Here is a 22,560-nt window from a genome sequence, read left to right as displayed (position 1 = left end):
GGAAGCAAGCCTTCACACTCGCTGAATCCTCCCTCACCACTACTTGACTTTTCTTGGTTTTGCCATTTAATACTCAAAGTGTAGAAATTAGTTTTTGAAGAGCTGAGATACAAGCATTATATTCTATGACACGTTTGCCTCTAAGAAAGCCTGTATTAGCTCCAGGACAAATGTAGCGGAGATTTTCTGGTGTAAAAGTTTCTAACAATAATCGAAGACTCTGGATTTGCCTGGGCCAGTGAAAGGTTTTCGCTGTCCGTAACGGTACTGCTTGACCCTGCTGATTAGGGAGTAAATGCCGACCAGTAAACAATATACCTCCAAGTTCACTGTAGTAGAGGCAAGATGAGCCGGGAGAATGACCTGGTGTCCAAATCACTTGTGTTACAGCATCGAGAGTAAATTCCTGCCTAAAGGTAGTTACGGTTAAACCTGGTAATAAATAAGCTTCTTGCTCTTGAATCAGCACCTCGCAGCCAAAGGTTTGCTGAATTTCAGGGGTCTTGCCAATAGCACCTCGATGGGTAAGCAATAACCAACGCACGCCTCCATGCGATCGCAAAAAATCTTGATTTATTTGGTCTAATGCAGGGCAATCTATGAGGATATTGCCTTCATTTCTTACAATAAAATAAGAGATTCCCCCTAATGTGTCCCGATTGGGTGGAAAGGCAAAAATGCTCTCTTGTGCGAAGTCCGATTGCAGAGAACTTCCGCTAGGAACTTCGTCAGGGAAGACAGCCCGTGGTGGCTTAGTTGTATGACTCGGCTGTTGAGGTAAAGGGCACATGAGCAAAGAACCGAAACTGAGGAGTTGTGGACAATCTGGTTACAGTGTGGAAATTCTGAAGAATTGAAACTTGAGCCTTAACCAGCACTGTTAACCATTGTGAATAAAATCGGGGTTTGAGGTCTGCCTTGTAGTTAATGCTATGGTGCTGAAGCTACTGATGGGGCATTTTGTCAAAATTACTGAAGATAACATGGCATTTTGGTTTCTGTTTACCCTCCTACTGGGGCTAGCTACTTATCTAATGGTGCAGCAGAGCGTCGCTCACATCACCCGGACGCCAGTATGGTTATTGTGGCTGGTTTTAATGACACCAGCATTTTTGTTGAGTGGATGGACGCTGATGTACGGGGCGAAACAACCTCCGCCGCCAGCGCTGATCATCTGGTCGTTATTTGCCTGCACACTGTTGTACTGGATGTTGTTTCAATGGGGGCGTCGAGTGCCAAGAGATACACAGACTCAAGCCCAAGCTCAAGCCTCAGAATCACAGCCGACTATCCAGCCTACCGCAGAACCAATAGCGCGTCCCATTCAGCCAACGGAAGAAACCCAACTGCGAAATTGTTTTCCTTGGTCTGTATACTACGTTCAAAATATTGAGTATCGACCACAAGCCGTGATTTGCCGTGGTCAGTTGCGAACTAAAGCCAGCAACGCCTACCAGCAGATTAAGACTAATATTGAAGCACAATTTGGCGATCGCTTCCTGCTGATCTTTCAAGAAGGTATCAATGACAAACCTTTCTTTGTGCTGGTTCCCAATACTCAAGCTGCTAAACAGATAAATACACCACGACGCGATCAGGAACGGTTAACTCGACCAGGATTAGCACTTGTATTACTAGTAACTACTTTGCTAAGTACTACCTTGGTGGGAGTGAAAATTGCTGGTGTTTCTCTTCCGCCTATCTGGGAAATTGGCTCTTTGTTCAAAGTTCTATCTAACCCAGATGTCCTATTCAAAGGATTGCCTTATGCTTTAGGACTGATGAGTATTTTGGGTATTCACGAACTTGGCCATTATTTAACAGCTAAATTTTACAAGATTCGCTCGACGTTGCCTTACTTTATTCCAGTGCCTTTCTTCTTGGGAACTTTTGGCGCATTTATTCAAATGCGTAGTCCCATTCCCAACCGCAAAGCTTTATTTGACATTAGTATCGCTGGTCCAATTGCAGGCTTTGTCGTGACTTTACCATTACTAATATGGGGCTTGGCTCATTCTGACCTGGTTTCCCTGACTGAAAAAACGCGACTTTTGAATCCTGATGCCCTTAATCCCAAGTATTCCATCTTACTAGCGCTACTCTCGAAGTTAGCTTTGGGAAGTCAGTTAACGGCAAAATCCGCTCTTGACCTACATCCAGTGGCTGTAGCAGGTTTTTTGGGACTAATTGTCACAGCATTAAATTTAATGCCTGTGGGACAACTAGATGGAGGTCACATTATCCATGCGATGTTTGGACAACGAACCGCAATTATAATCGGTCAAATTGCTCGCCTGCTGTTGCTATTACTTTCTTTAGTTCGGGAAGAATTTTTGTTGTGGGCGATTATCTTATTATTTATGCCATTGATTGATGAACCTGCACTGAATGATGTTAGTGAATTGGATAACGGGCGTGACATTTTGGGATTACTGGCAATGGCTTTGTTGATTGTAATTATTATGCCACTACCGCAGGCGATCGCTAACTTTTTGCAAATTTAAAAAGGATTAAAAAAGAGATAGCAAAATCTCTAAATTTTCTTTTTTTCCAACTATGAAATTAACCATTGGTTGGGATTTTTCGTTTAAATTACAAACAGTATTAAATAATCACCTTCTTTTAGGAGCAATTTTGAAAGCTGCGATCGCTGGGATGATTTAAAAACAAAAACGTGCTACAGTTTATGGCATTTTCACCACTGTTTATGGGCTACTGAGCTTCGCTATCAATCGCAAAACTTGCTCCAATCGCTCTCTAATATTGCAAGCTGATACCTCAAGCAAAATGACCCTCTCTTCTCTACGAGATGCTGCGCTTAGCTTGCTTCCCCAAAGGGGTACGCTCTAATTCAAAATTCAAAAAAGGGATACAGAGCAACTAAATTTATTTATGGGGTTATTAATGCGTGAATTTTGAATTGATAAATTTGAATTAACAAAAGGGACTGACTAACTAGGGCGTACTCAAACTTAATTATTCATAAAAAATATTAAACTTAATTCCCCCTGTTTATAGGGGGAATACGTTGTATTAAAACTAATTCGATACTGAATTAGCCGCCTCGGAAGCCTTCGCGGCTGGGGGAAAACCACCCATGCGAATCTCAGAAGTGAAGGAAGTGATACTAAATCCACCAAAACTCTTGAGGATATTCACCCGCATTCGCAAATTGGGGCTAGCAAACCACAGGCGCTCCTCAGAACTCATGGTTTCATCCTCTGTAGTGAGAGTCAAAGCATCATCACTATCTATTTTATAGCGTCCAGCAACTGGAATTTTATCGGCATCAACTATTTCTCGCAGTAACTTACCTTCAGCCGGATTATCTGCATCAGCTATCGAAACTAACACAGTTGAACCACTGTGTTTTGCTTGATCCTTTTCCATTGTGCCGTTCCAGGTAATTTTGGCAGCACAAGAGGCGGAACTAAGATTAATTTTGTACTGTTGACATAGTTTGATCACTTCTGGATGATCTACTGCTAGCGTCTCAATGATAATGTCTGACTTGCTATTTTCAGATTGGTTAAAAGCCAAATGTTGACTAGTACGATGAGAAAACCATTTACCAGCACTTAACTGAAAAAACTCTTCAATATTCATGAATGAAATTATCCTGCATCAAAATGCTAAAATTCCCACTTAATTATTATTAAAAGGTAGCAGGAGGCTTTAATATTAAGCTTGATTGCCTATTTCCTCAAGCTTCTTGAGTCCAATCCTGGCTGCCTCAGCAACGTTGAAATGATTGTCTTTTTCTAGGTATTTTAAAGCTGAGACACTCTTGGGAGTAGGAAGATTTCCCAAGGCTTCTGCCAAACGCTGCCTTACTAACCAATCATCTGATTGGGCGAAGCGCAGGATATTATCGACAGACTCAATGTCTTGAATTTCTCCCAGTGCAGAGATTGCAGCTTGTTGCAACACTACTTCTTTGCTATCTAATGCCTGAATAAGAATTTGATGGGCGCGGGGGTCTTTAATGTTACCTAGAGAGACGGCTGCACTAAAGCGTACTAGCCAATCAGTATCTTCATAAAATGCCCGTGAAAGCACTTCAAAAGCTCTGACATCACCCAAATATCCTAAGGCACCGGCGGCATCAGCGCGTATACCATAATCGGGGTCATTTTCGAGAATTCTTACCAAAATTGAATAACATTCTGGCGTCGGCTTGATTCCGAGGGCAAATATTGCCATCGATCGCAGTTGCAAAGATTCGTCGTCTAGTACCTTTTTAATCAAAGGGACTGCATCCTCAGCGGGAACATGGCGCAGATTAGCAAGGGCTAACATGCGATCGCGTAAATTTGGACTTTCTAACTGAGTAGAAATTTCTTGTAAGCTTAGAGCTGCCATTTAGTTCAAAGCCTTTTCTTTACTTATCTTAATTTACCTGATCCGTTCATCAGGCTGTCACCATAGTGAAGTAGGAGTTTAGCGACTTTACAAAATGTCTCGATTATGAGTGCAAAATAAACAAATGTTACTTCTCGCTAGATTGTGTATTGAATTTAACAGTCAAATTTAACACCTAGCTGTGCCTGAGGTATGAAGAGAAAACTGGAGTAGCAGACGTAGGTTAGGGGTGTGACTGTTAAATACAGCGTCAAACATCAAGGAGAATCACGATGCTTCAAAGGAATTTTAAAAATATATTTGGCAATGTTCTGCATTTTTACTGAACCTGACTATTTGTAGAAGTCTGGTTCAAACTATATATTTAGACTAGGTTTGAGAACGGAGAGGGAGAGATTCGAACTCTCGTAGACGTTTCCACCTAACAGACTTTCCAGGTCTGCGCCTTAAACCACTCGGCCACCTCTCCCGGTGCCACAAGTTCAGATCATACTATAGAATCCCAAAAAATGCAAAGATAAAGAAAGATATTTTAGATTGAATCTGAAAGTCCCAATCCCAAAACGCAAATCCAGATGTCCCGTACATACACAATTAGAGTTCGCGATCGCGCCACTGGCAAAATATACACCCTACAAGTCCCAGAAGACCGCTACATCCTGCATACTGCCGAGAAACAAGGGGTGGAACTGCCGTTTTCCTGCCGCAACGGGGCTTGCACCACTTGTGCTGTGAGAGTGTTGTCGGGAGAAATTTACCAACCGGAGGCGATCGGATTGTCGCCACATTTACGTCGGCAAGGTTATGCCTTGTTATGTGTGAGTTACCCCCGTTCTGACTTGGAGGTGGAAACGCAAGACGAAGATGAAGTTTATGAACTCCAGTTTGGACGCTATTTTGCTAGGGGGAAAGTTAAAGCGGGTTTACCCTTAGATGAGGAATAAAAAATTCAAAATCACCGTACCCCTACTCAAAAGCCAGCTAGCAAGAGGGGCGACGATAAGAGAAGTTTTGATGCCTGTGCGTCTTGGTCACTGGGTGCGAAAAATAGCCATTTTGGCTTGCTTATTGCTCTTGGTAAGTTGCCAAGGTAAAAACCAGCTGCCAAACAATCAGGCTCAGGTGAAAGTAGCGCGGGTAGTAAGTGGGCAAAGTTTGGAAGTGTTAGGCATGGCTGAACAACCAAATTTGATTTCCCAAGTGCGCTTAGTTGGTATTGATGCACCGGATTTGCGACAGCGGCCTTGGGGGGACGCAGCAAAAGAACAGTTAGAGAATCTAATTGGTGGTGCAGAAGAATCAGTAACGCTGGAGTTTGATTTAGAAGCAAAAGACAAAATTGGGCGAACTCTAGCTTATGTGTGGAAAAATAAGGTGTTGTTGAATGAAGAATTAGTCAAACAAGGGAATGCAATGTTTGTTGGGCGATCGCCTAACCACAAATATGACCAACGTTTAGAACGTGCCCAACAATGGGCTAGACTTATGGGCCAAGGAATCTGGAACCCAGAAAAACCCATGCGCCTCACTCCGGCTGAGTTTCGCCGCCAAAATCTTTGAAAAGTGGGGAGTGGCAAAGTAGGGGAAGCAGGAGGAGAAAGAATAACTAATACCCAATGACTAATGACTAATAACTAATGACAAATCTACAAATTTTTCTGGATATTGCTACGGAAGCGGCCTTAGCTGCTGGTGGCATTTTGCAAGGTTACTTGGGTAAGTTAGAAGACGCAATTATTGAAAAAGGACGCCCTGGTGATTTAGTCACAGCTGCTGATAAAGCCTCAGAAGAGTTGATTTTAGAAATTTTGCGCCGCCACTTTCCTCAGCACTCTATCCTCGCGGAAGAATCAGGGAAATTAGGTAATCAAGAGAATGAATACCTCTGGGCAATAGATCCTCTAGATGGCACAACCAACTATGCCCATCAATATCCATTTTTTGCCGTTTCCATTGGGCTGTTAATTAATGGTGTTCCGCAAGTTGGTGTAATTTATGACCCCTTTCACAATGAGCTATTCCGTGCCGCTGCTGGCTTGGGAGCAACGCGTAACCGTCATCCCATCAAGGTTTCGGTAACATCTGAACTGAGTAAAAGCCTACTAGTGACAGGATTTGCCTACGATCGCCGCGAAACCTCTGATAACAACTATGCCGAATTTAGTCACCTCACCCATCTTACCCAAGGAGTCAGACGTAGCGGTTCCGCATCGCTAGATTTGGCATATGTTGCCTGTGGACGTGTCGATGGTTACTGGGAACGGGGACTTTCTCCTTGGGATATTGCCGCCGGGATAATTTTGGTACAAGAAGCCGGGGGCATAGTCACCGCCTATGATCGTACTCCCGTCAAAATTGAGTCAGGTAGAATTATCGCCACAAATAGTTATATTCACGACTCCCTCAGTAGCGAACTTTTACAAGTTCCGCCACTGTCAGCATGGGTGTAGCAGATGGGAGCTTTTCCCCCGACTTTGGGTAAACTAAAAAGAATCTAACTGCTCCTTTGGTGCAAGACCTCTATATGTCTTTCAAAATAGATCGTGGACTATTTAAATATGATTTCATAGATCATCACGCAGTATTGTGCGTTCCAGTTGATGCGGATGTCAAAGAGATTCGTCAACGTTATCTCAAAATCGCCCGCCGTTTGCACCCAGACAGTAGTTTTACTGAAAGTGCTGCTCAAAAACAGCTAGGGAACGATTTCTTCTCAAAGCTGGTTAACCCAGCTTACGAAAAACTTTGTGGCGATCGCACTCGCGCAGAATATACGATGATTTTGTCGCAAATTGGCAAGCGCTTGCTACAAGAGTCTACTTCGCTGACTCTAAACACCGACTTGGCTAGACAGTTAGCTGATGCCCCTAATATCGATCATTTCTATAAAAGTGCGATCGCTAAAATCGGCGAAACCCAGTATGATTCTTTAGAGCAAGCGCTGCAAGTCATTGCCCAAATTAGTGAGTTGAATTTAGTGTATTTAATGCGGAGTGCGGGCAAATCATCCGCAGCGCCGCCGCCACCTGCTCAACCCCAAGTCCAATCAGGCACACCTCAATCAAATACACCAAAAAATACACCACCAGCATCAGCGCCAGCAAAAGAAGACTCAGCTGTAGAACAGTATGTTCGTCGCGCTCAATCTTTGATTGACAAAAACCAATTTGCCCAAGCCAAAGTAGAGTTGCAGGATGCCCTAAAGCTAGAACCTAAAAATAGTCGCTGCCATAGCTTAATTGCTATGGTGTATTTGAGGCAAAATCAGCTAAAAATGGCAAAAATCCACTTCGACAATGCTCTAAAATTAGACCCCAATGACGAAACAGCGTTGAAATGGAAACCAAAAATAGATAAAGCTTTAGGACAACAACCTAGTGATCATAAGGTGACTTCATCCCCCAATAATGGAGATAAGCAACCAGATAAATCTGGTAGTGACGGTTTGTTCGGTGGTTTGTTTGGTGGGAAGAAAAAATAATGGTGTATCAACCAGCAGCGGGAGCCAGGGATTTATTGCCCTTGGATGTGGAGAAAAAACGCTGGATTGAAGAGAGGTTACAGCAAGTATTTCACCGTTGGGGATATCACAGGATTATCACCTCAACTTTAGAGCGCATGGATACCCTGATGGCGGGGGAAGCAATCCAGCGTCAGATGGTGATTCAACTACAACAAAATGGCGAAGATGATGAGTTAGGGCTACGTCCAGAGTTAACAGCATCCATTGCTCGCACTGTTGTGACTCGGATGGCAGGTCTACGTTATCCGCAACGGCTGTACTACAATGCCAATGTATTTCGCCGTACTTGGGAAAGTAGGCATAATAGCCAGCAGGAATTTTATCAAGCTGGGGTAGAGTTGTTAGGTGCTGGCGGATTGCTGGCGAATGCGGAAGTAGTGCTATTAGTTGCAGATTGTTTGGCAGCACTGGGTTTGCAGGGATGGCATTTAATTTTAGGTGAGGCGGGAATTACCCGATCGCTCCTGAGTGCCTTTCCTGATAATTTACAGGATGAAGTTCGCAGTGCAATCGCCCATCTTGACCGGATTACTATAGATACTTTACCCCTAAGTGACAAACTACGTGATCGCGCCCGAATCATCTTGGATTTGCGCGGCCCAAGTGCAGATGTGTTACAAAAAGTCAGTAGTTTGGATCTAGATGAAGAACAGCGAGAGGCAGTAAATAACCTCAAATCCCTAGTAGAATTACTGGGATCAGAGAAAAAATTTCCGTTAACCCTTGACCTCAGCCTCATCCAGACCATAGACTACTACACTGGTATCGTCTTTGAGGTTGTCAACAATACCGAATCCCAAGCCAGAGTTTTAGGGCGGGGTGGTCGCTATGACCAGCTTTTGGGGCTATATCATCCCAAAGGAGAAAACATTCCCGGAATTGGTTTTGGACTCAATATCGAAGAATTATACCAAGTTCTATTGTCTACTCAGCAATTACCACAAGCAATCCCAGCGACTAACTGGTTGGTAGCACCAGAGACGCCGAATGCTAACGCCGCCGCCTTTGCCCACGCCCAAAAACTCAGAGATTCTACTGATTTGGTGCGGGTAGAAATTGATTTGGGGGGAAGGGATGCAGACGCTATTCGCCAATATGCACGCGATCGCAGTATAGCCCAAATTGCTTGGATCAAAGCTGATGGTTCACCAAAAATTGAATCATTGCGTTAAGTGAATTGGGGATTGGACATGGAGCATTGCTTTATCTGCCCCACTCTCCACTCCCCAGCTGATACTGTAATTTTAGAAACTGCTATAGCAGCTAATGCCGAAGTTATTATAACTAGCGATTTAGATTTATTGGTGCTGACAGCATTTAACGTAATTCCCATTTTGACACCGCATAAACCAGAAAAGCGCAACTACTGGGGAAGCAAGTTATTAGTAGGGTTGAGGGCTAAAGCAAAGGCAAAAAAATCCTCTCTAGGACAAATGAAACTACCTTGGGATGAATGGGAAGCAAGTAACCAAGAAATAGAAGAAGTAACGTGTAAGTTTATCTTTGCTAATTGTTATGACAGCCAAAAAGCTTGCATTGTACTACAAGCTCAAGATGAATATTTTAAAATGCCCAGTGCCAGGTAACGAAAACGTAGAAACCGCAATCCTTCGTGCAAAATGGCTTGTTTGTGAATCCTTACAATTTTCTGTTGTAAGCCTTATATGTTACAGTTTACAAGTCTCGACGCGAGAGAAGAGAACCCCCCACATCCGACCCCCCAACCCCAAAAACCCACCCAAAAACCAAACCGACCACCCACCAAACTCGACCCAGACCAAGGGGGTAGTCGGAAGGTGTCCTTCCGGGGCACTTGTGTTGAATAATAAGTCTGAGTAATTTAGCCATTCGCTTTTTGTATCGGTTTGTTTTTGTCTCAATCCAAACCATTTGTCAACTACAACTATTCTCCACTTCCGCCAGCCGACGCGATCACCAAACTTGCGGTAGTCTTTTCCAACACTTTCCCAAATGCGCTTTTGCACGCTAAACCCAAAGCGCCCATTACTGTATTTTACCCACAGTTGGTCAATAGTGCGTAAGTCAGTGGAGGGAAATTTTTCGATAGATTCAGTATCAAGCCAGCCTTCTTGTTCTCTGCCAGATGCTTTGAGCATAACTTTCAGAGTTTCTTGATCCGCTTCTTTCCAATTACCAGCTTTGAGTAAATCCCGCAACCGCGTGTAGTCTACATCCTTCTCAGAGGACAGGCCATTGGGAGTAGATTGCTGTTCTTGTCGCAGTCTCTCAGCTTCTGCTTGTTCTCTTTCTATTTTAAGTCTCTGTGCTTCCTGTTGTCGCCGCCTCTCGGCTTCTGCTTGTTCTTGCTGTTGTTGCTGGAGTATTTCTGCTTGTTGCTTTTGTACTTCAGCTTCATTATCTGTTAGGGCTACATCCTCATCTTGAAGCTTCAGATATTGCTGCAATTTCTTCAAATCCGCTTTAGCTTCTTCCCCTAACGGATATTCTTGTTCATCTATTAATTTAGTAAAAATTTGCTTGTATTTGTCCAGATTCTCTTTGTATTTACCATAAGGTTCTAATGCTTTGTCTCGCACTGTACGAGCTTCTTCATCAGTTAATCCTAGCTGTTCTTGTAAATCCTTCAATATTTCGGATTCCACAAAAGAAATCTCGCCATCAGCTGCAAATTCCTCAACCAACTGGTGATACTCAGCTATAGCAGCTTCCTTTCTTGCCAGTGCTAGTTTTTGTTGACGTTCTCCCTTGAGTTGTTGAGCAGCAGCCCTAATTCCCTGAGCTACATTTGTAAATGCCTCGTCTCGATTAGGCCAAGAGGTAACAGGTTCGGCATTCTTGGGCAAAAATTGTAGTTTAGCAAACGGTGTGTCACTGCAATCAGCGCTTCGCAGAATAACTGGTATGACACGAGCTTTTCCTGTATTGTGACGTTCTATTGCTGTCGTGACTTAAACTTCCCAGCAATAATTGGAACCGATAAAGTCTGAACTGACGAGTAACAGAATAATATCGGCTGTGTTTAAGTTGTCATTAATTTGGTGATCCCACTCCTCTCCAGGTAGTATCTTGCGATCGTGCCAGCTTGAAATCACACCCTGCCGTATCAAAGTACTCAGGTGATTAGCTAGTTCATCTCTTAGAACTTCGTCTTTGTGAGAGTAGGAGAAGAAAAGCTGTAGCGATACCTCTGGCATTTTGCGTTTCAGGAGTAGGATAAATTACGCTTGTAACAAATTATAGTATTTTTGCCTGAATTTTCTTAAAACCTAACGGCAATAGCTAAGACGGCTTGCTTAGTACAGTTTTGCAAAAAAGCGTAACGTTTTTAATGCAGGAGGATGCATTGGCATTGCAGGGGAACGCATTAACAATACCATCGACTCATTGGCATTGCAGAGGTACGCATTAACGATACCATCGACGCATTAACATTGTATCGGGATGCATTGGCATTGCAGAGGGACGCATTAACAATACCATCGACGCATTAACATTGTATCGGGATGCATTGGCATTGCAGAGGGACGCATTAATAATGCCACCGACACATTAACATTGCAAAGTATTGCCAAATTTAATTCGTTACAAATTAATGAAATGTTGTACTTAGGGACTTCCAATTAAAAAAATACTCAACTACTTCTTGTGGGGTGAGCGACACGAGAGCTAGTAACCAAAGGCGTGCTAAACTTCGGCGTGAGCGCTCAGTCAAACGCTGCCCACCTCACAAGATTGGATAATTTATTTGTTGGAAATCCTTTACGCCAAAAATCTTAATTTTGTTACAACTAAGAGTAAATTTGAAAATTCCGAGTTCTGAGCTAGTAATGAATAAAAATTGCAGTCTCATCCAGACTCACCTTAACAGCAGTATCTCCAATCTCCAGCGATGCACTGAGTTTCTTGTACTGAGCGCAGTCGTAAAGCCTGCGGCATAGCTACGCTTAGGGCGCAGCCTCTCGTAGAGAAGTATGTCGAAGTGTCTCTACTCCCCTGCTAGGCTAGAAATAGCCGATACAGAAGAGAGGGAATCGAGAACATGCCGCACACAATTGTTACAGAAATCTGTGAAGGCGTCGCTGACTGCGTAGGTGCCTGTCCAGTAGCTTGTATTCATGATGGCCCAGGCAAAAATGCCAAGGGAACCGATTGGTACTGGATTGACTTTGCCACTTGCATCGACTGTGGCATCTGTCTCCAAGTTTGCCCAGTAGAAGGGGCGATTCTTCCAGAAGAACGACCGGAGTTGCAAAAAACCCCGTAATAGTCCATAGTCAACAGTCAATAGTTATACTTGACTTGACTGTTGACAAATGACCAATGACAAATGACCAATGACAAATGACTATTTACTAGATGTTCAAAATGTCCATGCTGGATACATCAAAGACGTAGATATCCTGCAAGGTGTGAATTTTCGGGTTGCACCAGGGGAATTGGTAACAGTGATTGGCCCCAACGGTGCGGGTAAATCTACTTTAGCAAAAGCAATTTTTGGGCTTTTGATCCCCCACACAGGCATAATTACCTTCAAAGGTGAAAATATCGTGGGGCTAAAGTCCAATCAAATCGTCCAACGAGGAATGTGCTACGTACCACAAATTGCCAATGTTTTTCCCTCTCTCAGTGTTGAAGAGAACTTGGAGATGGGTGCTTTTGTGCTTAACGTTCCCCTGAAACCAATTAAAGATAAAATATTTACCATGTTTCCCAGACTGAGCGATCGCCGTCGTCAACGCGCTGGTACTCTCTCTGGAGGAGAACGCCAGATGCTAGCGATGGGCAAAGCTTTGATGTTGGAACCTGGTTTGCTGATTTTGGATGAACCTTCTGCTGCTTTATCCCCCATGTTGGTAACACAAGTGTTTGAGCAGATTAAACAAATTAATCAGGCGGGTACTGCGATCGTATTAGTAGAACAAAATGCCCGTAAGGCTTTAGAAATGGCTAATCGCGGATATGTATTAGAGTCTGGACGCGATGCGATCTCCGGCCCTGGTGAAGAATTGTTGAATGACCCGAAAGTGGGTGAGCTATATCTGGGAGCAGGTAAGAAATATTAAGTTTTGTGCCACCAATGGGGAACCAAAAAGCGTGTTGACAGTAGTGCTTTGGGGTGTGCCGTTAGTGGCAGTAATAGTAAATTCCCGCGACTCGAATGCATGAATGTCAATTTTGCTGTTAACAATTGCACATCCCGTGGTAATTCGAGTTTTTCCCGTTCAACATAACACCAGTTTAAGAAGAGAGCTTTAACAGGCGATAGCGATGCCTACAGCGGGCTGCGCCTACGCTATCTATAACTAATACAAAAGTCATAACACTTCCTGCCACTGCCGCGACCGTCGATTTCGATGCTCAAAGAATTCTCCCCAATAATCCTTGCGTTTCTTAATCACATCTACAGCGAGTAGAAAGGTAAAACAGGACATTCATTCAGGAAAAAATGACCAGAACGTAAATTACTCTGATTTGCCAAAACCCCCATTAGCAATTCTTAATTCTTAATTACGAATTACGAATTACGAATTAATAATTATATTGAGTGCTTTTGGCAATTTGGCATCCAAAATTTTTCTGTTGCAGTTTTAATTGACATATCAACAGGGTTACAGGGAAATTGAGAAAATTCTACAAGGGATGAATTCCCGTCTCAAAAATCCCACCCAACGGCCAGTTGTTGACGCCTACGCTCTCCAAACCACCCTAAATGGTGGGATGCAGTAAAAAAGTAGCGCAAGCGTCACCGCTTCACCACAACTGGCTAGAAATCAAACAGAAAACATATAGTACAAATGGACTTACACAGATTTAAGTCAGGTGATGACAGTGCTTAAATAGAGGCATCACAATCCGGTTTGGTTAAGATCCCCCCGCCTGCGGCGATCCCCTTTTTAAGGGGGTAAACAGAAAATAAAGCCTCCCTTTTTTAATGGGGGTTGGGGGAGCTCCGAGAGCCAAACATATTAACCGAACTGTATTGAGAGGCATCACTTAGCCAAGGGGATCATACCAAAGCGATCGCCACCATTTATTTAACCTGTAGCTGCCTTAATTTATTATTTGCCGACAGTAATAACTCTTGAGCTTTCAGATAGGCTGTTGTACCATTTTGCACCTTTTCTAATTGATTAATAATACTTTGCAATTGGCTCAATCCACGATTGCGCTCCCCATAATCAGCATTAGCAGGAATTGAAGCCAGCAAGCTTTCGATTTCTCGTTGCGCTAATTCCATTGCCTCCACAGCATCTGCCTCAGCTTGCCGTCTGACCTTAACTTGACCTAAATTAGCCTCATAAATTGCTAGTAATTTCTGTGCCTCGGTATAACCAGCTACGTCTTTTGCAGGAATTTCTTTGAGCCGTTCAATTGCCTCTATCCACAAATTTTCTATCTGTTGCCATTCTCTTACGGGGTTGCTCACACATGATTTAGGACTACTACATATTTAGTAAATGCGTCTAAGACACTTTTAATTTTTTCAGATTGGCTTCCATCCTGCCCTATAGCGATATCACCGTTTCAGCAGACTGGTCTGACGCATGACGAGGGCGAAGATGTAAGGTGATTTCCGTATCGAGTCGCTTGAGGAAAATGAGGAGTTTGCCCTCGCTGAACCGTTGAAACTCTCCTTTCATCAAATGAGATACTTCTGGCTGGGTAATGCCAAGAAGTTCGCTGATTTCGCGCTGTTTCAGATTGCGTTGAGAGAGGAGGCGGAGTACCTGAATCCCTATCTTGCCCCGCGTAAAAAGTTCCGAAGCATCCGACAAACCAAGGTCAGCGAATACGTTGCCACTGCTTTCTTCAAAAATGGGTTCTTGTGTCATTGTTGTTTCTCCCTTGCCACTGCATCCTTATAGCGTTGTTTAATCAGGTCAACATCAGCCTGTGGGGTTTTAATCCCCTGCTTTGATTTCTTCTGAAAAGCGTGCAGGACATAGATTTTCTCTCCAATCTTTACTGCATAGACTGCCCTGTAAGTATCAGTATCGTAGCGTTTGACGATTTCATGCACGCCGCTTCCAACCCCTTTAAAAGGCTTGGCATCCATTGGTGTTTCTCCTGCTTGCACCAATTGCAGCGCATAGCCTACTGATACACGTACCTCTTCAGGAAATGAGCGGATATTTTTGAGAGAGTCTCCCATCCAAACAAGAGATCGTAAAGGAATTTCTATAATATCCTCGTTATCGTCCATTTTATATGAAATTTACTATAAAATAAGTTAGACGATAGCATGAAATGTCCCCGTTTTGGAGGTTGGTTTCACTTTGTACCCAAACAAAGTAGTACTAAGGATTTAGGACTCTATATGCATCACTTCCAGCCTCCAGTAATTGTTGCCATGACCAATGAGGACTGCCGATGGTACTACAGACGAGCAGTAATAAGTTTTGATGATGGAGAAGTTAGAGTTTGTGATCGAATAGTAGCTATTACTTCCACATCGAGTCCCGAATTGATAATCTTCTATGACCCAAGCTTATTACCAATGTTTGCTGACCAATATGCATCTGCTGTAAATGAAGCACTTGAAAAAGGAGGACTTACTCGACGGCTTCAAGTAAAGAAGGGAATGTTGTTCTGGCAAGACGGGACAAAGTTTAATCACACATTCAAACTATCACTAGGGCAAGACTAGCTATCATCTGCATCGCCTCATCTTCAATAAGTTCTAAATTACCATGTAATCTGAACATTAAATGACTCTTAAACCGTGTAACAAGGTACTCTTGCATCTTGCTTAAGTCTGATATCTTCCTGAGAAAAGCTTTGTTGTTGTCAGGTAGATTAATGAGTCGAATTAATGGATTTGTCGGGCGACGTGATTTCTTAAAATTCGCAAGTGTGGTAGGTATTGCGGCTACTGCTTTTGGTGATAGTTTTTGGAATCCAGAGCAAACTGCTGTTGCTGATATTCGCCCAGTTAACCCTAGTCCAATCAGTCCGAATGAAGCCGTCAAACGCTTGCTGGATGGTAATCAAAGATTTATTCATCAAAAACGCAAATATCCCGATCAATCACTAGAGCATCTGCGATTAGTTGCTAAAGCTCAGTATCCCTTTGCCGCTATATTGGGCTGTGCAGATTCCAGAGTACCTGCAGAAATCGTCTTCGATCAAGGACTTGGAGATTTATTTGTCGTGCGAGTTGCTGGTAATGTCGTCAGTGACACGGTTATAGGTAGTCTGGAATATTCTACAGCAGTATTGGGTTCGCAGTTGATTGTGGTTTTGGGTCATAAAAGATGTGGTGCAGTAACAGAAGCAATCAAAAACGAACCACTTCCTGGCAGAATTGGTTTGATTATTGAGGGCATCAAACCATCTATAGAAAGGGTAAAGTTAAGAACGGGTGATAATATGCAGGATGTGGTTATAGCCAATATCCAGTATCAGACTGAAAAATTGCCGGAAAGCTCAACAATTTTAGCCAAATTTATCCGTGAAGGTAAACTAAAAATTGTTGGCGCTTGTTACGATATTGATACTGGTAAAGTCAACATTATTACTTGAACATCTTACACCTTTTAGGCTTAGTATTCTTAGTCTAATGATGTTGCAAAAATTATTATTTATAAAATATTTTTATTGAGAATCTTGAAGATTAATCAAATTCATTCTCACAAAAATTCAGAAAAACCCAAAAGTAAGGCACAGTGCAAGCTTGTAACAAATAAACCCAGCAGGGACCATATAACAAGACCGCCTGCCAGGAAGGTATAGTATATTCTGGCCATGTTTGATTAGGTTAGCGCTTATTTATCAAAAATAATTGCGTATCCCTAGATACAATAACTAAATCCTTTGGAAAACACAGTTAAGAAAAGTTACCAAATAGGTTAATTTCCAATTAAAACTAACAACTTCCGGAATGGGGACACGGAAAAATATTTCCGAATGACAAATGACTAATAATATAAGAAAGCGCTTCACACTTCTTAAATAATCAGCTTTATTAGAACAATGGCCAGAGACTTGCGGGGATTTATTAAAATTTTGGAAGATAAGGGACAATTACGGCGAATTTCAGCTTTAGTTGACCCAGACTTAGAAATTGCTGAGATTTCCAACCGGATGCTGCAAAAAGGTGGCCCAGGGTTGTTGTTTGAAAACGTCAAAGGCGCTTCCTTCCCGGTGGCGGTGAATTTGATGGGAACTGTGGAAAGGATTTGCTGGGCGATGAATATGCAGCATCCAGAGGAGTTGGAAACTCTAGGGAAAAAACTGGGTATGCTGCAACAACCAAAACCGCCGAAGAAGATTTCCCAGGCGATAGATTTTGGCAAAGTGCTGTTTGATGTGGTGAAGGCGAAACCAGGACGGGACTTTTTCCCTGCTTGTCAACAAGTTGTGCTTCAAGGTAATGATTTAGATTTACATAAGTTGCCCTTGATACGTCCTTATGTTGGTGATGCTGGCAAAATTATCACGCTGGGACTGGTGATTACCAAAGATTGTGAGACGGGTACTCCAAATGTAGGTGTGTATCGCTTGCAACTCCAATCTCAGAATACGATGACGGTTCACTGGTTATCAGTGCGGGGTGGGGCGAGACATTTGCGAAAAGCGGCGGAACGTGGGAAGAAGTTAGAAGTTGCGATCGCACTTGGTGTAGATCCTCTAATTATCATGGCAGCTGCCACACCCATTCCTGTAGATTTATCAGAATGGCTGTTTGCTGGACTGTACGGCGGTTCTGGTGTGCAATTGGCGAAGTGTAAAACTGTAGATTTGGAAGTTCCCGCAGATTCCGAATTTGTCTTGGAAGGAACGATTACACCAGGGGAAGTCTTACCAGATGGGCCTTTTGGTGACCATATGGGTTATTACGGCGGCGTGGAGGATTCGCCGTTGATCCGCTTTGAATGTATGACACACCGGAAAAATCCGATTTACTTAACAACATTTAGCGGTCGTCCACCTAAAGAAGAAGCAATGATGGCGATCGCACTAAATCGCATTTATACTCCCATACTGCGGCAACAAGTATCAGAAATTGTCGATTTCTTCCTACCAATGGAAGCTTTGAGTTACAAAGCGGCGATTATTTCTATTGATAAAGCATATCCGGGACAAGCGCGACGGGCAGCTTTAGCGTTTTGGAGTGCTTTACCACAATTTACATACACTAAATTTGTCATTGTTGTAGATAAAGACATAAATATTCGCGATCCGCGTCAAGTGGTATGGGCAATTACTTCCAAAGTTGACCCAGTGCGGGATGTATTTATTCTGCCGAATACACCTTTTGATACGTTGGATTTTGCCAGTGAGAAGATTGGCTTAGGTGGACGCATGGGAATTGATGGGACTACAAAGATTCCGCCGGAAACAGACCATGAATGGGGCGCACCCTTGGAATCTGACCCAGATGTGGCGGCGATGGTAGAGAGACGATGGGCGGAATATGGTTTGGCAGAGTTGCAGTTAGGAGAAGTAGACCCAAATTTGTTTGGCTATGATATGAGATAACGTGTTAGATAGAAACTGGTAAAAATCTATGCTGGCTATCAGCTTAGGAACATAAATTTAATAACTTACAAATTTCGTAGGGTGCGTTAGTAACGCACCATTCCATATGGTTCAGGTGCGTTACGCTGTCGCCAACACACCCTACAAAAGATAAGTTTTCTATTCTATGTTCCTGATCTAACTTTTATCAATAAAACTGACCAATAATTAACAAAATATTAGAATGAAAAAGCTGGAGAACATAGCCGGATATAAATGTCTCTTTGATCATCAGCAAAAGCTCTTCTCCCATGAAGTATTCTTGTATTATCAATCATTAAAATATCCCCTTTTTGCCACGAAATTTCCGTGGTTATTTTTTCAGCAATTTCATTAAGTTCAGAGACAACCTCATCAGGAATTTCTGAATTATCCTCAAACTTAAGAATCTTTGAGATGAACTGTTTTGTGGGCAATAAACTATTAATAAATACTTGATGCTTTCCACATCTGCTATGGATAATGGCTGGACAAATGTATTCAATCAGAATCGATTTATCATCATTTACTGTTAGATGCGTATTATTATTCTGACAAATCTCTTCCAGTGTATTCAAGTTATCTGTTTGGTATTTTTTCTGCCACTCCTCTTTAGATATGCTAACGGTGAATTTTAGCTTCTTTTTGTTGAACAATTCTTTGGTTGAACTACTAATTTCATGAAAAAATTGTCTGCCATCACATACTGTAGTTTCACCATCTTCTAATGGTGGATTAGCACAGAAAAACCACAGCATAAGTGGGATAGTCTGCTGATAATACATTTCTCCGTGCAACTTAATCTCTGACTTAAAATCGTTTACGCTTAAGAGAGTCTGATCCCCATTAATTACCCTTCTCCTGAATGCACCACCAGCATAATTTATAAAATCTCTACTCAAGAAATTGGTAAATTCTTTAAAAGTGTCAGTATCAACATTAAATCTTCTAAAAAGTAAGATTCCATCAGATTTAAATAGACTAATAATTTGTTCTTTGTCTAATTCTAAAATACTGACATGATCGAGATTAATAATCTCTTTACCTATGCCATCTGATATGGGCTGTATCTTGGTATTCATATAACTTAATAAAAATTTGTCGAAATTTGAACTCACTGTTGGCGTTAACTACACCATATACTGACATCTTAATACTCAATCATGTCGTTGTGTTGTATCCATCTGCGTAGGCGTAGCCCGTCGTAGACATCGCAATACTAAATTTTGTAAAATTATAAGTGTTGTTACAGTACTAAAATCCCTTTTATAAAACTACGTTACAAAGTTAACCCTAATTTATTTGGGTAGATTCTGAGAGAGAAATAAGACTACAGCTTTAGTTACTGATACCAGAAAATTAGAGAAATTATGATAAAAAAAGTGAAAAATCCAGCATCAAAGTTAGTGATAGGATTAACATTCAGTTGTATTAGTATAATGCTCAATACAGGTATAGCTAATCAAATAGCTTTAGCGAAATCAACTAATCCTCAAAAGTACAATATTCTTGCCTACGTCACCGATACAGATGCACAAGGTTTAAATGTGCGGAGTGGTGCAAGTACATATAACACAATTCTAGGGCAAATACCCATCAACGAAACAGTTCAGGTTATTGGTGCTGCTGGAGATTGGGTACAGATTACTAATGCTAGTGATGGTTTTCAAGGAACTGGATGGGTGTTTGTGCCAAAATTAGGCTTAACAACGCGGGGCTACGGTACTAATGGCGTGGATTTATATGCTAGTACCAGTCAACAAAGCCTAAAAGTGCGAAGAATTCCGGCTAATACGGTTGTTAAGTTGTTAGGCTGTCAGAAAGATTGGGCGCAGGTAGAATATCAAGGTGTTAAGGGTTGGTTAATAAGGAAAGATCAATGTGGTGCTGCCCTTACTAGTTGTTCTTAAAACTCCATCTCCAACCCCCTTCCTCGCTTGCGAAGAGGGGATTATGATAATTACTTTTAAATGAGATATTTATTATGGCTTATCCTTTTCCTGGTATGAACCCATATTTAGAAGATCCTGAATTATGGCCAGGAGTACATGGGAGACTAATAGTAGCGATCGCAGATTACCTCTCTCCTCAACTACGTCCTAAATATTTTGTCGCCATTGAAGAACGAATTTATCAAACTACTGGCGACGATAAACTCTTGGTTGGTATTCCTGATGTAATAGTACAAAATTCACAGACAGCAATAAATCCTAAAATACCGAATATAGCTGTAGCTACACCTGCCGTTCAACCTAAAACGGTGACAGTTCCCATACCTGAGATAGTGAAGGAGAGATATTTAGAGGTGCGAAAGGTAGCAACAAAAGAAGTAGTGACAGTGATTGAAATTCTCTCACCTAAAAATAAACGTACAGGAGAAGGACGCAACGCCTACGAAACTAAGCGACAGCGAGTATTGGGAAGTTCAACACATTTGGTGGAAATTGATTTATTGCGTGCTGGGGAACCAATGTTAGTTTTTGGGGATGGTACACAAAATGATTATCGGATTTTGGTTAGTCGCGGGCAAAATCGTCCCCAATCTGATTTATATGCCTTTAATTTAAAAGATGTAATTCCCTCATTTGCCTTGCCGTTGCGAACTGATGATAGTGAACCATTAGTGGATTTGCAGAGTTTATTAGCTGGGATTTATGAGCGTGCAAGTTATGATTTAGTAATAGATTATAGTCAAGAACCAGTGTCACGATTGTCAGAAGAGAATGCAGTTTGGGCAAACGCTTTGTTACGGGAGAAACAACTCCGTTAAAAAAGAAGTTACTATCAAATTGTAGTTTGTCGTGGCGATCGCCGTCCTTATGCTGACTTATATGCTTTTAATTTACAAGATATAATTCCACCCTTTCCCGTACCTTTGCTTTCTGGAGATACGGAACCAGTTATAGATTTGCAGAGATTGTTAAATGAGGTATATGACATCTACGGTTATGATTTGGTAGTAGATTACAGTCAATAGCCAGTACTAGCGTTATCAGAAGCAGATGCAGTTACAGTTAAAGTAACAAGAATCGTAATTATCTATTTAAAAAAAAATAATTTTCTTCTATTCCATCATCGTTGCTTACAGTAACTTTAAAAACAGGTTGAGATTTTCTAATAATCATAACTTGGTTACATTGAGAACATTTTTGTTCTAAATATATTTCTTCACCATGTTCAATAATTCTATTTACTAAAATTTTATGCTTGTTATGGCAATAAAGACACACTTTCTCGTCAATATTTTTTAGTTTTTGTCTTTGCCATTCATTTATATTAATTATTACTAACTTGATAGCTAGATTAATTGAGCGACAAAATAAATCATTCCATTTACATAATCGTTCATAACTGAAATTAGAAGATGAAAACCATTTTTTTTCTCCATGAACACAACCGCTTAATTCTTTATATAAATCTGAAAATTCTTTGGCTATATCTTTATCAATTATAGTTTTTTCAAGCAATGTATTAATTATACCTTTTTTATCTCTGTAACTATGCATTTGTAGGTGTTGAAATCTATTTAATCTCCAGTTTTTATAAGCAGCTTCATTTATACAAAAGTAAATCGGCTTAACAACTTCTTCTAAAAAGTTTCTTAATACTTCTAATCCTTGTTTGTAATAGAATCCTGATACTAAATACATAGAACTATTAATTTCACTTATCGTCTCATTAATATGGTCTATACAAAAAAATAAAGCTTCTGCCCTTATATATCTTATTAGGCAGTTCCAAGCAATAAAATATTTACCAACTTTTCCGAACTCAGGATCATCTATTAAGTTAGGTATTAATTCATTAAATTGACCTGCTGTCAATGTAACTCTTTTTATCCATTCTTGAAATATTTGTCTATAATTAAGATAAAAATATATTACTGTATCTTTGTGATTTATTGATATACGGCTGCCATCTTCTTTAACTACTATTCCTTGTTTATCATAAACCTTATAAATAAATTCTAACAAATCTCTATCTATGTTTTCATTCCAGTTAGATAATGCTTCTGGCGAAAAAGGTAGAGAAGTAAATAAATTTTGAGAAATAATATCCATTTAATGCTTAGTGAATTGATACTTGTAATATTCTAATGACTGTTTGACCGTTACAATCGGTTTATAGCTAGTCTAGCCGTCTTAGGTGATGATCGCCCCACATGGAAACCAAATCAGTTAATTTTAATATAT

The 22,560-nt window shown here is 41.3% G+C and carries 26 protein-coding genes and 1 tRNA gene; 16 read left to right on the top strand and 11 right to left on the bottom strand.

What is annotated here, in order from left to right:
- Positions 1-73: 73 nt before the first annotated feature.
- A complete protein-coding gene (locus tag V7K85_RS05550) occupies positions 74-790 on the bottom strand; it encodes an MBL fold metallo-hydrolase (RefSeq protein ID WP_334811653.1) in 717 nt (238 codons plus the stop codon).
- A 193-nt stretch (positions 791-983) separates the two neighbouring features.
- Between V7K85_RS05550 and V7K85_RS05545 the strand changes: the two genes are divergently transcribed.
- Positions 984-2,504 (top strand): site-2 protease family protein, encoded by a 1,521-nt coding sequence (locus V7K85_RS05545; protein ID WP_334811659.1) that lies wholly within the window; start codon positions 984-986, stop codon positions 2,502-2,504.
- A gap of 535 nt (positions 2,505-3,039) precedes the next feature.
- Here V7K85_RS05545 and V7K85_RS05540 read toward each other — a convergent pair.
- The 3 genes from V7K85_RS05540 to V7K85_RS05530 all read right to left on the bottom strand — a co-directional run bounded on the left by V7K85_RS05540 (position 3,040) and on the right by V7K85_RS05530 (position 4,831).
- Complete coding sequence (locus V7K85_RS05540) at positions 3,040-3,606, bottom strand: phycobiliprotein lyase (RefSeq protein ID WP_334811652.1); 567 nt, start codon at positions 3,604-3,606, stop codon at positions 3,040-3,042.
- Between the two features lie 75 nt (positions 3,607-3,681).
- Positions 3,682-4,362 (bottom strand): HEAT repeat domain-containing protein, encoded by a 681-nt coding sequence (locus V7K85_RS05535; RefSeq protein WP_334811651.1) that lies wholly within the window; start codon positions 4,360-4,362, stop codon positions 3,682-3,684.
- A 382-nt stretch (positions 4,363-4,744) separates the two neighbouring features.
- Positions 4,745-4,831: transfer RNA gene (locus tag V7K85_RS05530), tRNA-Ser, on the bottom strand.
- 106 nt (positions 4,832-4,937) lie between these two features.
- On the opposite strand from V7K85_RS05530, the gene V7K85_RS05525 reads away from it, so the two are divergent.
- The 6 genes from V7K85_RS05525 to V7K85_RS05500 all read left to right on the top strand — a co-directional run bounded on the left by V7K85_RS05525 (position 4,938) and on the right by V7K85_RS05500 (position 9,471).
- A complete protein-coding gene (locus V7K85_RS05525) occupies positions 4,938-5,306 on the top strand; it encodes a 2Fe-2S iron-sulfur cluster-binding protein (protein ID WP_334811650.1) in 369 nt (122 codons plus the stop codon).
- A gap of 70 nt (positions 5,307-5,376) precedes the next feature.
- Complete coding sequence (locus tag V7K85_RS05520; RefSeq protein ID WP_334811658.1) at positions 5,377-5,922, top strand: thermonuclease family protein; 546 nt, start codon at positions 5,377-5,379, stop codon at positions 5,920-5,922.
- A 77-nt stretch (positions 5,923-5,999) separates the two neighbouring features.
- Positions 6,000-6,812: an inositol monophosphatase family protein gene (locus V7K85_RS05515; protein WP_334811649.1), complete on the top strand. Its 813-nt coding sequence runs from the start codon at positions 6,000-6,002 to the stop codon at positions 6,810-6,812.
- A 74-nt stretch (positions 6,813-6,886) separates the two neighbouring features.
- Positions 6,887-7,843: a J domain-containing protein gene (locus V7K85_RS05510; RefSeq protein ID WP_334811648.1), complete on the top strand. Its 957-nt coding sequence runs from the start codon at positions 6,887-6,889 to the stop codon at positions 7,841-7,843.
- The gene (locus V7K85_RS05505; RefSeq protein WP_334811647.1) at positions 7,843-9,057 is read left to right on the top strand and encodes an ATP phosphoribosyltransferase regulatory subunit; all 1,215 of its coding nucleotides are present in this window, start codon (positions 7,843-7,845) and stop codon (positions 9,055-9,057) included. Before V7K85_RS05510 ends, V7K85_RS05505 begins: the two co-directional genes overlap by 1 nt.
- Before the next feature lie 18 nt (positions 9,058-9,075).
- Complete coding sequence (locus tag V7K85_RS05500) at positions 9,076-9,471, top strand: hypothetical protein (protein WP_334811646.1); 396 nt, start codon at positions 9,076-9,078, stop codon at positions 9,469-9,471.
- An 81-nt stretch (positions 9,472-9,552) separates the two neighbouring features.
- Here V7K85_RS05500 and V7K85_RS05495 read toward each other — a convergent pair whose 3' ends face one another.
- Both V7K85_RS05495 and V7K85_RS05490 read right to left on the bottom strand, forming a co-directional pair.
- Entirely contained in the window at positions 9,553-10,710 is a 1,158-nt protein-coding gene (locus V7K85_RS05495; RefSeq protein WP_334811645.1) for a GUN4 domain-containing protein, read from the bottom strand.
- 105 nt (positions 10,711-10,815) lie between these two features.
- Positions 10,816-11,061, bottom strand: coding sequence for a toll/interleukin-1 receptor domain-containing protein (locus tag V7K85_RS05490; RefSeq protein WP_334811644.1), 246 nt, complete (start codon positions 11,059-11,061; stop codon positions 10,816-10,818).
- Between the two features lie 845 nt (positions 11,062-11,906).
- Here V7K85_RS05490 and V7K85_RS05485 point away from each other — a divergent pair.
- From V7K85_RS05485 to V7K85_RS05475, 3 genes are all read left to right on the top strand, one after another.
- Positions 11,907-12,131 (top strand): indolepyruvate ferredoxin oxidoreductase subunit alpha, encoded by a 225-nt coding sequence (locus V7K85_RS05485; RefSeq protein ID WP_334811643.1) that lies wholly within the window; start codon positions 11,907-11,909, stop codon positions 12,129-12,131.
- A 70-nt stretch (positions 12,132-12,201) separates the two neighbouring features.
- Positions 12,202-12,930: an ABC transporter ATP-binding protein gene (locus V7K85_RS05480; RefSeq protein ID WP_334811642.1), complete on the top strand. Its 729-nt coding sequence runs from the start codon at positions 12,202-12,204 to the stop codon at positions 12,928-12,930.
- Between the two features lie 529 nt (positions 12,931-13,459).
- Entirely contained in the window at positions 13,460-13,594 is a 135-nt protein-coding gene (locus V7K85_RS05475; RefSeq protein WP_334811641.1) for a hypothetical protein, read from the top strand.
- Between the two features lie 304 nt (positions 13,595-13,898).
- Here V7K85_RS05475 and V7K85_RS05470 read toward each other — a convergent pair whose 3' ends face one another.
- From V7K85_RS05470 to V7K85_RS05460, 3 genes are all read right to left on the bottom strand, one after another.
- The gene (locus tag V7K85_RS05470) at positions 13,899-14,294 is read right to left on the bottom strand and encodes a hypothetical protein (RefSeq protein WP_334811640.1); all 396 of its coding nucleotides are present in this window, start codon (positions 14,292-14,294) and stop codon (positions 13,899-13,901) included.
- Positions 14,295-14,373: 79 nt separating this feature from the next.
- Positions 14,374-14,700 carry a helix-turn-helix domain-containing protein gene (locus V7K85_RS05465; protein ID WP_334811639.1) on the bottom strand — a complete coding sequence of 109 codons (327 nt, stop codon included), beginning with the start codon at positions 14,698-14,700 and terminating at the stop codon, positions 14,374-14,376.
- Positions 14,697-15,071, bottom strand: a complete 375-nt coding sequence (locus V7K85_RS05460) for a type II toxin-antitoxin system RelE/ParE family toxin (protein ID WP_334811638.1) — start codon at positions 15,069-15,071, stop codon at positions 14,697-14,699. Before V7K85_RS05460 ends, V7K85_RS05465 begins: the two co-directional genes overlap by 4 nt.
- Before the next feature lie 39 nt (positions 15,072-15,110).
- Between V7K85_RS05460 and V7K85_RS05455 the strand changes: the two genes are divergently transcribed.
- From V7K85_RS05455 to V7K85_RS05445, 3 genes are all read left to right on the top strand, one after another.
- Positions 15,111-15,515 (top strand): hypothetical protein, encoded by a 405-nt coding sequence (locus V7K85_RS05455; RefSeq protein WP_334811637.1) that lies wholly within the window; start codon positions 15,111-15,113, stop codon positions 15,513-15,515.
- A gap of 152 nt (positions 15,516-15,667) precedes the next feature.
- Entirely contained in the window at positions 15,668-16,390 is a 723-nt protein-coding gene (locus V7K85_RS05450; protein WP_334811636.1) for a carbonic anhydrase, read from the top strand.
- A 450-nt stretch (positions 16,391-16,840) separates the two neighbouring features.
- Positions 16,841-18,349 (top strand): UbiD family decarboxylase, encoded by a 1,509-nt coding sequence (locus tag V7K85_RS05445; protein WP_334811635.1) that lies wholly within the window; start codon positions 16,841-16,843, stop codon positions 18,347-18,349.
- A 218-nt stretch (positions 18,350-18,567) separates the two neighbouring features.
- Here the strand turns inward: V7K85_RS05445 and V7K85_RS05440 are convergent, their stop codons facing one another.
- Positions 18,568-19,449 (bottom strand): TauD/TfdA family dioxygenase, encoded by an 882-nt coding sequence (locus V7K85_RS05440; RefSeq protein WP_334811634.1) that lies wholly within the window; start codon positions 19,447-19,449, stop codon positions 18,568-18,570.
- A gap of 288 nt (positions 19,450-19,737) precedes the next feature.
- On the opposite strand from V7K85_RS05440, the gene V7K85_RS05435 reads away from it, so the two are divergent.
- The 3 genes from V7K85_RS05435 (at position 19,738) to V7K85_RS05425 (ending at position 21,344) form a co-directional block, all read left to right on the top strand.
- Entirely contained in the window at positions 19,738-20,277 is a 540-nt protein-coding gene (locus V7K85_RS05435) for an SH3 domain-containing protein (RefSeq protein WP_334811633.1), read from the top strand.
- Positions 20,278-20,351: 74 nt separating this feature from the next.
- On the top strand, positions 20,352-21,137 hold the full coding sequence (locus V7K85_RS05430; RefSeq protein ID WP_334811632.1) for a DUF4058 family protein: 786 nt from the start codon (positions 20,352-20,354) through the stop codon (positions 21,135-21,137).
- 18 nt (positions 21,138-21,155) lie between these two features.
- Positions 21,156-21,344, top strand: a complete 189-nt coding sequence (locus V7K85_RS05425) for a DUF4058 family protein (RefSeq protein ID WP_334811657.1) — start codon at positions 21,156-21,158, stop codon at positions 21,342-21,344.
- Between the two features lie 58 nt (positions 21,345-21,402).
- Here the strand turns inward: V7K85_RS05425 and V7K85_RS05420 are convergent, their stop codons facing one another.
- Positions 21,403-22,428, bottom strand: coding sequence for a hypothetical protein (locus V7K85_RS05420; protein WP_334811631.1), 1,026 nt, complete (start codon positions 22,426-22,428; stop codon positions 21,403-21,405).
- Between the last annotated feature and the right edge of the window lie 132 nt (positions 22,429-22,560).

It is taken from the genome of Nostoc sp. (assembly GCF_036917615.1).
GTDB lineage: Bacteria > Cyanobacteriota > Cyanobacteriia > Cyanobacteriales > Nostocaceae > Nostoc.
The sequence above is the reverse complement of the archived record's forward strand: the minus strand, read 5'-3'. Positions and strand labels throughout refer to the sequence as shown.